This window comes from Kribbella sp. NPDC104740 (genome assembly GCF_055583505.1).
In genome coordinates this window covers 189,833-202,614 of the sequence record NZ_JBVJNV010000008.1, presented here as the reverse complement: position 1 = coordinate 202,614, position 12,782 = coordinate 189,833, and the positions used below count along the sequence as shown (strand labels likewise).

Genomic DNA, 12,782 nt, shown 5'->3' with positions numbered 1-12,782 from the left:
CGTAAACTTACGCCGTAAGAACTTTCAAGTCGAGGAGGTTTCCGTGGCGGGTCGCCGAGCGCCGGGACAGCGGGTCGGGCTGACGCGGGAGGCGGTGCTGCGGGCGGCCGTCGTACTGGCTGACCGGGACGGGCTGAAGGCTCTGTCGATGCGACGGCTCGGTGCCGAGCTGGGTGTGGAGGCGATGACGCTGTACCACCACCTCCCCAGCAAGGACGCCCTGCTCGACGGCCTGGTCGAGCAGCTCGTCACACCGCTCACACCGCCTGACTTCAAGCAGTCGTGGCAGGAGGGCCTGCGTTCGTACGCCGTCGACCTGCGGACCGCACTGCTCGCCCACCCCAACCTGGTTCCACTGATCGCCTCCCGGCCGGCTGTCACCGGTCCGAACCTCCAGGTCATGGAGACGGCGCTACAAGGACTAGGAGCGGCCGGGCTGAGACCCGGTCGCGCGCTGGACGTCCTGTACGCCGTGACCGGCTTCGTCGTCGGCCAGGTCGTGACGGCCTCCGACGGCGATCCGGTCGACCACCTGTCCGCCATCGACGCCGCCGACTACCCGCTGCTCGCCGAAGCCGCGGCCGCCGGAGCTGACCGGGATGCGGACACGCGTTTCAGGTTCGCGCTCGACGCCCTGCTCAAAGGACTCGATGCGGGGCGCTAGTATGGACGTATGCGAGTGAGCCTGCTCCTTAGTTAGCCGTACTGGCAGATCCAGGTCAGTACGGCGTCCCCTCCTGCGCGAGGGGCTTTTTCATGTCTGGGATGCCTTTCTGGCACATTTGGGCTCAACCATCACGAAAGAATGCGGGAGTAGGACCGTGAGCGAGCAGGTGGAAGACACTCCGATCGACCGGGGCGGCTACGACTTCAACGCCATGCAGGCCAAGTGGCGGCCGGTGTGGGAGAAGCTGGACCCGTTCAAGGCCAAGGACGACGGCTCGGCCGAGCGGCGCTACGCGCTCACGATGTTCTCCTACCCCTCCGGTGACCTGCACATGGGTCACGGCGAGGTCTTCGCGCTGCACGACGTCCTGGCCCGGTACTGGTTCCAGCAGGGCTACGACGTGATGAACCCGATCGGCTGGGACTCCTTCGGGCTGCCCGCCGAGAACGCGGCGATCAAGCGCAACGAGCACCCGGCGACGTACACCTACGCCAACATCGAGACCCAGGCCGAGTCGATCCGCCGCTACGCGCTGAGCTTCGACTGGTCGCGCCGGCTGCACACGTCCGACCCGGAGTACTACAAGTGGACGCAGTGGCTGTTCCTGCAGTTCTTCGAGCGTGACCTGGCCTACCGCAAGGCGTCGTACGTCAACTGGTGCCCGCACGACCAGACCGTGCTGGCCAACGAGCAGGTCGTCCAGGGCCGCTGCGAGCGCTGCGGCCACGAGGTCACCAAGCGCGAGCTGACCCAGTGGTACTTCAAGACCACGGCGTACGCCCAGCGGCTGCTGGACGACATGGACCAGCTGCAGTGGCCCGAAGAGATCCTGCTGATGCAGCGGAACTGGATCGGCCGCTCGGAGGGCGCGTTCGCGTCGTTCCAGGTCGAGGGCCGCGACGAGCCGATCAAGGTCTTCACCACCCGCCCGGACACGCTGTTCGGCGCCACCTTCATGGTCGTCGCGCCGGACGCCAAGCTGGCCGAGGAGCTGGTCACGCCCGAGCAGCGCGACGCGTTCGACGAGTACCTGAAGGCGGTCAAGGCCTCCACCGAGATCGAGCGGCTGAGCACCGAGCGCGAGAAGACCGGCGTCTTCCTGGGCTCGTACGCCGTCAACCCGGTCACCGGCGAGCGGATCCAGATCTGGGCCGCCGACTACGTGCTGGCCGACTACGGCACCGGCGCGATCATGGCGGTGCCCGGCCAGGACACCCGCGACTGGGAGTTCGCCGAGAAGTTCGGCCTGCCGATCGTGCGGACCGTGCAGCCCGAGGAGGGCTTCGACGGCAAGGCGTACACCGGTGAGGGCCCGGCGATCAACAGCGCCAACGCCGAGATCAGCCTGGACGGGCTGCCGATCGACGAGGCGAAGACCAAGATCATCGACTGGCTGCAGGACAAGCAGCTGGGCGAGCGCACGATCAACTACCGGCTGCGCGACTGGCTGCTGAGCCGCCAGCGGTACTGGGGTGCCCCGATCCCGATCATCCACTGCCCCTCGTGCGGCGAGGTCCCGGTGCCCGAGGACCAGCTGCCCGTCGAGCTGCCGGACCTGCGTGGCGCGGCGCTGCAGCCGAAGGGCGTCTCGCCGCTGGCGTCGGTCCGCGAGTGGGTCGAGGTGGCCTGCCCGAAGTGTGGTGGCGACGCCGAGCGCGACACCGATACGATGGACACGTTCGTCGACTCCTCCTGGTACTTCCTGCGCTACTGCTCGCCGGGCTACACCGAGGGTGCCTTCGACCGCGACGCCGTCGACCGGTGGATGCCGACGTACCAGTACGTCGGTGGCAAGGAGCACGCCGTCCTGCACCTGCTGTACGCGCGCTTCTTCACCAAGGCGCTGCACGACATGGGCCTGCTGAACGCCACCGAGCCCTTCACCCGGCTGCTGAACCAGGGCCAGGTGATCAACGAGGGCAAGGCGATGAGCAAGTCGCTGGGCAACGGCGTGAACCTGGGCGACCAGCTGGATGAGTTCGGCGTCGACGCGATCCGGCTGACGATGGTCTTCGCCGGCCCGCCGGACGACGACATCGACTGGGCCGACCTGTCGCCCGGTGGTTCGCTGCGCTTCCTGCAGCGCGCGTGGCGGCTGGCCGGTTCGGTGGAGTCCGCTGTGGGTGTTGACTTCTCGGCCGGCGACTTGGCGCTGCGGAAGCTGACCCACCGGACGGTGGCCGACGCGAGCGAGCTGATCGACTCGTACCGGTTCAACGTGATGGTCGCGCGCGTGATGGAGCTGGTGAACGCGACGCGCAAGGCGATCGACTCCGGGCCGGGCGCGGCCGACCCGGCGGTGCGCGAGGCGACCGAGGCGGTGGCGATCCTGCTGAGCCTGGTCGCGCCGTACACGGCCGAGGACATGTGGGAGAACCTGGGCCACCAGCCCACGGTCGCCAAGGCCGGCTGGCCGACGGTCGACCCGGCGCTACTGGTCGAGGACTCGGTCACCTGCGTCGTCCAGATCGCGGGCAAGGTGAAGGACCGGCTGGAGGTCGCCCCCGACATCAGCGACGCCGACCTGGAGAAGCTGGCCCTGGACTCCGAGGCCGTGCAGAAGGCCCTGGACGGCCGCGGGGTGCGCAAGGTGATCGTGCGCGCGCCGAAGCTGGTCAACATCGTCCCGGCCTGATGCGCTCCGAACTGATCGACGTACGGACCGGTGCTGGTGAGGTCGTCTTCGACCTCACCAGCCGGTGCGAGTCGTTCGTCGCGGAGGCGGGCGACGGGCTGCTGCATGTCTTCGTGCCGCACGCGACGGCCGGTGTCGCGGTTCTGGAGACCGGCGCCGGCAGCGACACCGACCTGCTCGCCGTACTGGAGGAGCTGCTCCCGCGCGACTTCCGCTGGCAGCACCGCCACGGGTCCTTCGGCCACGGCCGCGACCACGTGCTGCCGGCGCTGATCGCGCCGTACGCGTCGATCCCGGTCCTCGACGGCCGGCTGATGCTCGGCACCTGGCAGTCGATCTGCCTGGTCGACACCAACGTCGACAATCCCCAACGCCAGGTCCGGCTTTCCTGGCTGCCGTCGTGAATCACTTCCGCTGATTGTTTGCCGGCCGGTTTTTGCTGACGTATCGCGATGTTGCCGGACGTGTTACCTCGGCGAAACACGTCTTCGCTTGAATATCCGCATGGCAGCCCTTGACTCCCTGCTCAGCGCGGGCACCGAGCTGATCGAACGCGCGACGCGGAACATCTGCGCGGGGAGCGTTCTGAACGCCGACGAGGGGCGTGCGGTCACGTCGGCCCGGCTGACGGAGTGGACCGAGGTGCTTTCCCTGTACGCCGAGGAAAAGCCGGTGCGGGTCAGCGCGTGAATCCGGATTTCTGCTCGCTCAGTTGATTATTGGATTTCCTGCCGAGTAGCGTCCTGAGTTCGTCCGCTCGAGGATCGGCCCGTCGTTCGTAGAGCATCAACGCACGATTCCACGCCGTGAGGGCCGATTCCTGGCTCCCGCTTGCTGCACACACCTTGCCGAGGACCTGGAGCAGCGGTGCCTCGCGGTGCTCCATCGGGTGACGGGCGGCGATCTCGACACCGGCTCGCAGCGCCGCTTCGGCGGACGACAGGTCTCCGATCTCCAGCAACGAGGCGCCGAGCTCCTGGAGGGCGTCAGCTTCGATCACCTCCGCGCCGAGCTCCTTGGCTCGCGCTGCCGCCTGCCGCAGGATCGCGATCGCCTCGTCGTACTGGCCGGACTTGCGCAGGAACTCTCCGATCACGGTGAGAAAGACCGCCCTCGTCCCAGGCGCGGTGCGCTCCGGCATCAGCGCCACGGCGTGCGAGTTGAGTTCGCGTTGCCGGTCGAGGTCGCCGAGCAGGCCGGCCACGCCACCGAGCACGATGCTGCCGCCGACCTCGAACCGTTCCAGCCCTTCGCTGTGGACGATGGCGAGTCCCTCGTCAGCGCACGCGAGCGCCTCCGCGAGCTGCCCGAGGTTCGCGAGGCCCTGCCCGAGGTCGATCAGACAGACCGCGACGTCTTTCGGAGTACCCAACCGGCGGGCGATCGGGAGTGCCTGCTTCAGCACGTCGACAGCCTGTTCGGAGAGCCCGAGGCTTCCGGTCACGTGGCCGGCTTGGTACAGCCTGCCGATCTCCATCGAGGCGGGCAGCGCGACGTCGATCGTCCTGACCGCGTTCAGCGCTGCGAAGGCGTCGGCGAAGCGCTGGAGATTGGCCGCCAGCCGCGGCATCCCGAGTGCGAGTTGGACGGCCGGCAGCCGGTACTCCGCGTCGCCGGCGGCCGCCGTACGGACGAGCCGATTCAGGTTCGGCAGTTCTGCCTCGAGCCATCTCAACGTTTCGCTGACGTCGTACAGGTCCTCGGCGCCGGTGGACCAGCTGACCCCTGTGCGGGACCCGTACTCTTCTGGGCTCCCCGTCAGCTCGCTCCATCGCCAGAGGATCGACCGGTAGCAGTCCAGTTCCCGGCGACGCGCGGCTCTACGGCTCTCGGCTGTGAGCTCTTGCTGTGCGAGAGCGCGTCCGACGTCGCGGACCAGGTCGTGCATTCGGTAGTGGTGCGCGCCCGGTGTCTCCAGCAAGTGCACGTCGACCAGTCGTTCCAGGAGGTCTTCCGCATCGTCGACTGAGATCTGCAGAACGTGGGCCGCTACCCGGAGCGGGAAGCGAAAGCCGTCGAACAAGGCGAGAATCGGGAAGGCCCGAACAGCGGCGAGAGCTGTTCGGCTGCCTTCGTGCTCGAGCGCGGCGAGCGACAGGCGGATGCATCGACTGACCTCGGTCCCGGCGGCGGTGAGGATCTCGTGGCGGCCCTCGTCGTCAGCGAGTCTCGCGGCAAGCGCTGCGAGGCTGGTGGTGTTGGCCAGACCGCCGACGAGGTGGATCGCCAGCGGCAACCGAGCGCAACGGCGGACGATCTCGGCCCCGGCCTCAGGGGCGGCTGCGACTCGTTCGACCCCGACGATCTCGGTCAGGAGCGCCAATGCGTCGTCGTCGCTCAGGACGTCGAGCGCGAGGTGTCGAACGCCAGGGAGCTCGGTGAGCTGCTGGCGACTGGTGATCACGACCGCGGCCCCGGGGGTACCCGGCATGAGCGGCATCACCTGCTCGACGCTGGCCACGTCGTCCAGGAAGAGCAGGATCCTGCGTCCGGCCATGGCGGTTCGATAGCGGGCCGCGGTCACCTGTAGGTCATCACCTGGGGCTGCCGGGGCAATGCCGAGCGCGCTGAGGAGTACATCCAGTGCTTGCGCTGCCGACCAGGGCGCATCGCCAGTCGCTTGAAGATCGAGATGGAGTTGCCCGTCCGGGAAGTGCTCGACGGCGTGGTGAGCCGCCGTGAGTCCCAGAGCCGACTTCCCGACTCCGCCCATGCCGCCGATCGCGGTCACGACGATGCTGGGGGCCTGTGCCAGCGGCGCCGTCAACAGCTGGGTCAGCTCGGAGAGGTGACGGGACCGGCCGACGAAATGCTCGATCGGAGCTGGCAACTGGCGGGGCACCGAGTCCTTGATGGTCTCACCGGTGCCGGGACGTTTGGCCGCTTCCGTCAGCTTGCGGTGATCCTCGGGGGCAAGCTGGAGCGCGGCAGCCAGGCGCTTCAGGGTGTCTGGGCGGGGGTAGCGTCGCCGACCCGCTTCAAGGGCGCCGATCGCCTGGTTGCTGAGGCCGGCTCGTTCGGCAAGCGCCTCCTGGGTCATCCCGGAGACCTTGCGGAAGTGGCGCAGCAGATCGGCCAGGGCTGAGGGGCCGGCATGCGGGAATCGTACGGTGCGGTGGTTCGTCGGCCAGGCTTCGCGCTCCGAAGAAATGCCTCGTCCGGTGGTGGAAGGAACTTGTACGGTGCCGGGATGTTGCTTCCGCGGGCTGCTTCCGGTGTGGCGATCGGTGCGTTGCTGGACGGGCTCGAGGCGGTGGAGTGCCACTCGTTGATGGTGGTGCACCGTGGGGAGGTCGTGGCCGAGGGGTGGTGGGCGCCGTACTCGGCTGACCGGTTGCAGCTGCTGTACTCGTTGACGAAGACGTTCACGTCGATGGCGGTGGGGATGGTGGTCGACGAGGGGCTGCTGTCGCTCGACGATCGGGTGGTCGACGTACTGCCTGAGCATGTGCCGGAGGGCTTGTCCGAGCAGGGGCTTGGGCTGACTGTGCATCACCTGCTGACGATGACGACCGGGCAGGCGGTGGACAGCCTGGAGGAGGCTTGGCAGCTGGAGCCGGGGGATCTGGTGAAGGGGTTCCTGCGGGTGCCGTTCGCCGGGCCGTCGGGGGAGCGGCACGTGTACGACAACTCGACCACGTTCGTGCTGGCGCGGATGGTGGAGCGGGTGACCGGGGTCGGGTTGCCGGAGCTGCTCGACGAGCGGCTGTTCCGGCCGATGGGGATCGTGGACGTCGAGTGGGACCGGGTGGCCAGTGGGGCTGCGTTCGGCTTCCACGGGCTGCATCTGACGACTGAGGCTGTGGCTGCCTTCGGGGAGCTGCTGCTGCGGGGTGGGCGGTGGGGTGATCGGCAGCTGGTGCCTCGGTGGTGGGTAGAGCTCGCGACGCGGCGGCATGTCGAGACGCTGCCGTTGCCGGGGTGGACGGAGAACCCGGACTTCCAGAGCGGGTACGGGTACCAGGTTTGGATCTCGCGGCACGGGTACTTCGGGCATGGGGCGTGGGGGCAGTACTGCGTGGTGGTGCCTTCGCATGAGCTCGTGGTGGTGGTGACCGGGGTGGCTGAGGCGACGGATGTGCTGCCGGGGGTGTTGTGGGACCGGTTGCTGCCGGTGCTGGGCGGTCAAGCTGGTGACGCGGCGCTCGCTGAGCGGTTGCGGCAGCTGACGCTGCCGCTGCCGGTGGGTTCGGCGGAGCCGGGGCGGTCCGCCAAGGCGAGCATCGTCGCCGGCGAGTCCTCGGCGCTGCCGGTCGGGACTGCGGTGGTCGTCGACCCGGTGGACGGCGGGTGGATCGTGCGGCTCGGTTTCGACGTCGCCGTCGGTCATGGCGACTGGCGGGAGAGCGCGCCGCTCGGCCGTCCGGTGGTTGCGGCCGGTGCCTGGCAGGGCGACACCTTCGTGGCCGACCTGTACGTGATCACGACCCCGCACCGCGTCCGTTTGGTGGTCGAAGACGGTACGGCGACCGCAACCTGGAACGTAGTACCACTGACGGGACCGGATCTCGAGTTGCACCTTCGGGCACCGTTGATGACCCGGCCTGACGTCGCCTGAGCGCCGATCGCCGTTCGGTACGGCGCGGATGACCGGATCCTGGCCTGTTCGTGTCCCGTTCCGCGGTCACGTGACGTGCGGTCCCCGGGGTCCGGTCACGTATCTTGTGCTGTGGCGGAATGAGGCTCAGAAGGGGTGACGGGCTTTGTCGGACGCGGATGGCCGGGCTGCGGGACGGAGTGGTTTCGCCGATCTCCTGCTCGACTCGAGGGTCCGGGCGGGGTTCTCCCAGGAAGAGCTGGCCGAGGCCGCCGGTCTGAGTGTGCGGACGATCCGCGAGCTGGAGGCCGGGCGGGTCGCGCGGCCCCGGAAGGACTCGGTGCGGCTGCTCGCCTCTGCGCTGGGCCTCGAGGACCCCGGGCCGTTCCTGGTGGCCGCCGGGCACGGCAGTGTCCGCCCGGTGATCGCGGTGGGCGCTCCGGCGCCGACAGGGATGCGCTGGCGCGGCACCAGGCCGATCCCGGACGGGCTGGTCGGGCGCGACAAGGAGCTGGCGGAGCTGGCCGACCTGCTGCGGCAGAACCGGCTCGTCACGCTGGTCGGCCCTGGTGGGGTCGGCAAGACCGAGCTGGCGCTGGCGGCCGCTGACAGGTTCTCCGGGGTCGACACCACCGTGGTGGTGGTGGACCTGACGACGGTCCAGCGCGACGCCGCCGTACCGTCGGCCATTCTCGACGCGTTCGGTACGGCGCCTGGTACGTCGGACCTGGACGACGTGCTCTCCGGGCGCCAGCCGGGGGACCTGGTGATCGTGGAGGACAACGCCGAGCACGTGCTCGACGGCGTCGCCACCGTGGCCAACCGGATGGTCCGCAGCTTCCCGGGCGTCGGCGTACTGGTGACGTCGCGGATCCCGCTGGGGCTGCCGGACGAGGTGGTGCGGCGCGTTGAGGTGCTCGGCGTACCGCGCAACGACCGGGACTTCGCGGAGATCGCAGCGAGCCCTGCCGTGGAGATGTTCGTACGACGAGCAGCACGGGTCCGGCCGGACTTCACGCTGACGCCGGACAACGCAGCAACGGTTGCCAGGCTGTGCCAGCGGCTGGACGGGTTGCCGCTCGCGCTGGAGCTGGCTGCGGCTCGTGCCGGGTCGCTGCCGGTGGAGACGATCCTGTCCGCGCTGGACGACCGCTTCCGGCTGCTGTCCGGGCCGCGACGTTTCGGTGCGCCGCATCAGCGGACGCTGGCCGACACGATCGCCTGGAGCGTCGACGCGCTGTCGGACGCTGCGCGGCAGCTGCTGTACCGGGCCTCGATGCTGGGCTCGCCGTTCACGCTGGACGCGGTGGTGGGTGTCTGCACCGGGACACCGATCGACCCGCTCGACGTACCGATGCTGCTGGCCGAGCTGGTGGACAAGTCGCTGCTGCAGCCGGTGCTGGAGTTCGAGCAGCTGTACGGCGCGCGCTACAAGATGCTGGAGACGATCCGCGAGCACGCGTACGCCGGGCTGACGTCACAGGGGACTGACCTCACCGAGTTCCGCGACCGGGCGGTGGAGTGGTGCGCGGAGTACGTGAAGGGGCTGGAGGGCGCCTGGTCGAGTCCTGACCGCGAGCGCCGGTACCGGGCCGCCAACGCGAACTCCGCGACGTTCGAGGTGGCGCTGGAGCGTGCGGCCGAGTTGGAGGCGTGGGACACCGCCGCGCAGATCGTGCTGGGCTTCCGGATCGCGTGGCAGTACCAGGCGAGCGTGGCGCAGAGCGGGATCCGCTGGGCGGTCGAGTGCGCCGAGCACGTGGTCGACAAGGAGGTCAGCGGGATGCTGCTGACCATCGCCGGCCGGCTGTCGAACCTGACCGGCGACGTACGGGCTGCTCGGCGGCACTACGGCGAGGCGCGCACACTGACCTCACCCGAGTCGGAGATGGGACTGGTCGCCAGGGGCGGCTGGGTGTCGTCCGGGTCGCTGCTGCTGGACACGGCGAGCCTGGCGGAGATCCCGGCGCTGGTGGCCGACGCGCGGGCGCACGGGAACGTCCAGCGGTCAGCAACAGTGCAGGCGATCTGTGGGCTGGCGCTGGCGCGCTGGGCGCGGCTGCCGGAGGCCAAGGAGCTGCTGCTCGCTTGGGAGGCCGCGCTGGTCAACCCGGGCGTCTACCCGGACGAGATCGCCTACATGGCGCTCAGCCGGGTCTCACTGGAGCTGGGCGACCTGGCCGAGGCGCGGCGATGGGCGGAGCTGGCACGCGACAGCCAGGCCTCCGACGACCCGGAGCGGACCAAGATCGCTGGGTGCCTGGCGATGGTCGAGTTCCAGGAGAGGCGCTTCGACGAGGCGCAGGCGCTGCTGGACGAGGCCGACGCGGACATCCGCGGGCACCGGGGGTACTTCGACTACCTGGTGATGCTCTACCGGAGCCGGTTGGCCCGGCGTACGGGGGACTTGCCTGCGGCCCGGCTGGCGATCCGCGACGCGGTGAGCCGGCTGCAGGTTGAGGGGCGTGTGGTGTACCTGCTCGACGTCTTGCCGGAGGCTGTCGCCGTACTGCATGCTGCTGGGCAGTCTGCGGCGGCTGACCTGCTCTGCGGGCAGCTGCTGGCCTGGCAGCGCACGATGGACCCGCCGATGCTGCCGACGGCATGGGCGGTGCTGCAGGAGTCCTGCTCGAGCGCTACGCACGCGCCGGGCTGGCCTGAGCCGGATCCGGCAGAGGCTGTACGGCGGCTCGCGGACGACGTGCTTCGCGCGCTGTCCTGACTGCGCGCTGCTGACGCCTAGCTGCCGAAGCTGCCGGGGAACTGCCGGTCGATCTGCCTCGTCCGGACTGTCCGCGCCGACCAAACTAGTGGGCGTAGGGCAGGTTCCACGAAAACAGAGATCGACGGCCGGACCGGGTGTTCGGGGCAGGAGGTGGACCGTGACGAGGCAACCGCGGACCACCGACCGGGCCCAGGAGACCGCGGGACGGGTGGAGGCGACACGGAGCAGGTCCGGCAGTGATCGGTGGGGGCGCCGATCAGCTGTCGTGGGCTCCCGGAGTGCTGCGCCGTGCGGATCTGTCCTACGTAGTACCGGGTGCCGTGCACCGTCAGGGCACCGGACCCGGGGTGGGGCTCCAGCAGCGGCCATGCACACGACACAGGGGACGAGTGCGGGCCCGGCCGGTACGGGACAGCCGTCGAGTTTGGTCACTCGGCGGTGGGACCGGCCGCTGGAGCTCCCCGGGGGGAGCAGTTTCTCACCGAACTGACCGCGAGGGGGAGTCAGTTCACGCGAGGTGGCAGTCGACGGAGGGGTCGACCGCCACCTCGCATCACTGCGTGAGCTTGGACTTGTCGAAGGCGTAACCGACCATCCAGTGCGGCTGCAGCCGCAGGTAGGCGATGTCGTCGGCCCACGTCGACGGCGAGCTGCCGTAGTGCGCGACCAGGTGCTGCTCGATCTCGTCGAAGTCCGGGTGGTCGGTGGTCAGGAACTCGACCTGGCCGTGGCTGAACACCCCGATCCGCTCGCCGTCGACGTACGAGACGCTGGCGGCGGGGCGTTTGCGCAGGTGTCTGGCCTTGGCCGCTGACTCGGCGGTCGTGAAGACCCACCGGGCGTGCAGGAAGTGCCCGTCGACGGCGCTGATCCGCGGCTCGCCGGTGGCGGTCACGGTGGCCAGGTTGAGCGTGCACATGCCGGTCAGAGCCTTGGCCAGCTCGTCGGCGGTCATCGTGCGCTCGTCGGTGACGATGGCGCGCAGGTGCTTCGTGGACCGCGCGTGCGCGGCGTCCAGCAACTCCTGCAGCGCGGTGAGCTCCGCTGTGGTTTCCCTCATTCTTCCCACTCTCGCACCGGACACCGACGAAAACCGTCCGGTAACCTCGCTGCATGTCAGCCCGCGTGCACGTCGTCACCGACTCCACGGCGGGCCTGTCTGCGCACGAGGTGCTCCGCCACCCGCTGACCGTCGTCCCGCTGCAGGTGGTGATCGGCGGCACGTCGTACGACGACGGCGGCACCAGCGCCGACGCCGTCGCGGACGCACTGAAGACCTTCACCCCGGTCTCCACCAGCCGCCCCGCTCCTCAATCCTTCGCCGACACGTACGCCGCCTGCGCCGCCGCGGGCGCCGAGTCGATCGTCTCCATCCACCTCTCCGGCGACATGTCCGGCACGGTCGAGGCCGCCATGATCGGCGCCAAGGAATCCCCGATCCCGGTCCGAGTCGTCGACTCGCGCTCCCTGGGCATGGGCCTCGGCTTCCCCGTCCTAGCTGCGGCCGCAGCCGCCGCATCCGGAGCCACCCAGCAGGAAGTCGAATCCGCGGCCCGCGCCCGAATGTCCGCGATCTCGTCGTACTTCTACGTCGACACCCTCGAGTACCTCCGCCGAGGCGGCCGAATCGGCCCCGCCCAAGCCCTCCTGGGCACCGCCCTGGCGGTCAAACCCCTCCTGACCATCAGCGCCGGCCGAATCGTCCCCCTGGAAAAAGTCCGCACCTCCTCCCGAGCCATCGCCCGCCTCGCCGACATAGCAGTCCAACGAGCCGGTACTGGCCCGGTCCAACTGGCCGTCCACCACCTGGCCAACCTCGACAAAGCCCACACCCTCGCCGACGGCCTCTCCACCCGCCTCCCGCAGGCCGAGGAGATCGTCCTCCGAGAAGTAGGCGCCGTCATCGGAGCCCACGTAGGCCCCGGCATGCTCGCGGTAGTAGTAGCCCCGCTGTAAGCCGACACCGCGCCGTCGCACCGCGCTCCGCCGCGCCGTCCCGCCGCGCCCCGCCTACCGCGCCCCACCCCGCCGCCCCACCCCGCCGCCCACCGCGCCCTGCCGCGCCGCCCACCGCGCCCTGCCGCGCCGCCCACCGCGCCCTGCCGCGCCGCCCACCGCGCCCTGCCGTCCCACCGCGCTCCGCCGCGCCCCGCCCCACCGCGCGACTTCCGCGACCCACCTCTTGTATTTCTCCGGCCGCCGCGACCTCAGCCCCCGC

Annotated in this window: 9 protein-coding genes; 7 read left to right on the top strand and 2 right to left on the bottom strand. The window is 69.6% G+C overall.

What is annotated here, in order from left to right:
* Nucleotides 1-43 precede the first annotated feature (43 nt).
* From ACZ6Z4_RS33565 to ACZ6Z4_RS33550, 4 genes are all read left to right on the top strand, one after another.
* Nucleotides 44-664 (top strand): TetR/AcrR family transcriptional regulator C-terminal domain-containing protein, encoded by a 621-nt coding sequence (locus tag ACZ6Z4_RS33565; RefSeq protein WP_465574153.1) that lies wholly within the window; start codon nt 44-46, stop codon nt 662-664.
* 157 nt (nt 665-821) lie between these two features.
* Nucleotides 822-3,302 carry a leucine--tRNA ligase gene (leuS, locus tag ACZ6Z4_RS33560; RefSeq protein ID WP_465574150.1) on the top strand — a complete coding sequence of 827 codons (2,481 nt, stop codon included), beginning with the start codon at nt 822-824 and terminating at the stop codon, nt 3,300-3,302.
* A complete protein-coding gene (locus ACZ6Z4_RS33555; protein WP_465574145.1) occupies nt 3,302-3,706 on the top strand; it encodes a secondary thiamine-phosphate synthase enzyme YjbQ in 405 nt (134 codons plus the stop codon). Before leuS ends, ACZ6Z4_RS33555 begins: the two co-directional genes overlap by 1 nt.
* A gap of 100 nt (nt 3,707-3,806) precedes the next feature.
* The gene (locus ACZ6Z4_RS33550; RefSeq protein WP_465574138.1) at nt 3,807-3,992 is read left to right on the top strand and encodes a hypothetical protein; all 186 of its coding nucleotides are present in this window, start codon (nt 3,807-3,809) and stop codon (nt 3,990-3,992) included.
* Here ACZ6Z4_RS33550 and ACZ6Z4_RS33545 read toward each other — a convergent pair.
* Nucleotides 3,982-6,567: a tetratricopeptide repeat protein gene (locus ACZ6Z4_RS33545; protein ID WP_465574135.1), complete on the bottom strand. Its 2,586-nt coding sequence runs from the start codon at nt 6,565-6,567 to the stop codon at nt 3,982-3,984. The two genes, ACZ6Z4_RS33550 and ACZ6Z4_RS33545, sit on opposite strands and share 11 nt — an antisense overlap.
* Here ACZ6Z4_RS33545 and ACZ6Z4_RS33540 point away from each other — a divergent pair.
* Both ACZ6Z4_RS33540 and ACZ6Z4_RS33535 read left to right on the top strand, forming a co-directional pair.
* Entirely contained in the window at nt 6,493-7,860 is a 1,368-nt protein-coding gene (locus tag ACZ6Z4_RS33540) for a serine hydrolase domain-containing protein (protein ID WP_465574130.1), read from the top strand. The two genes, ACZ6Z4_RS33545 and ACZ6Z4_RS33540, sit on opposite strands and share 75 nt — an antisense overlap.
* A 145-nt stretch (nt 7,861-8,005) precedes the next feature.
* The gene (locus ACZ6Z4_RS33535) at nt 8,006-10,561 is read left to right on the top strand and encodes an ATP-binding protein (protein WP_465574127.1); all 2,556 of its coding nucleotides are present in this window, start codon (nt 8,006-8,008) and stop codon (nt 10,559-10,561) included.
* Nucleotides 10,562-11,117: 556 nt separating this feature from the next.
* Here ACZ6Z4_RS33535 and ACZ6Z4_RS33530 read toward each other — a convergent pair.
* Entirely contained in the window at nt 11,118-11,624 is a 507-nt protein-coding gene (locus ACZ6Z4_RS33530; RefSeq protein ID WP_465574124.1) for a pyridoxamine 5'-phosphate oxidase family protein, read from the bottom strand.
* A gap of 53 nt (nt 11,625-11,677) precedes the next feature.
* Between ACZ6Z4_RS33530 and ACZ6Z4_RS33525 the strand changes: the two genes are divergently transcribed.
* Entirely contained in the window at nt 11,678-12,520 is an 843-nt protein-coding gene (locus tag ACZ6Z4_RS33525; RefSeq protein WP_465574121.1) for a DegV family protein, read from the top strand.
* Nucleotides 12,521-12,782 lie beyond the last annotated feature (262 nt).

Excerpts from the sequence above, each read along its gene's own strand:
- ACZ6Z4_RS33550 (WP_465574138.1), top strand. The coding sequence starts at position 3,807 with ATGGCAGCCCTTGACTCCCTGCTCAGCGCGGGCACCGAGCTGATCGAA.
- ACZ6Z4_RS33555 (WP_465574145.1), top strand. The coding sequence starts at position 3,302 with ATGCGCTCCGAACTGATCGACGTACGGACCGGTGCTGGTGAGGTCGTC.
- ACZ6Z4_RS33530 (WP_465574124.1), bottom strand. The coding sequence starts at position 11,624 with ATGAGGGAAACCACAGCGGAGCTCACCGCGCTGCAGGAGTTGCTGGAC.
- ACZ6Z4_RS33525 (WP_465574121.1), top strand. The coding sequence starts at position 11,678 with ATGTCAGCCCGCGTGCACGTCGTCACCGACTCCACGGCGGGCCTGTCT.
- ACZ6Z4_RS33540 (WP_465574130.1), top strand. The coding sequence starts at position 6,493 with ATGTTGCTTCCGCGGGCTGCTTCCGGTGTGGCGATCGGTGCGTTGCTG.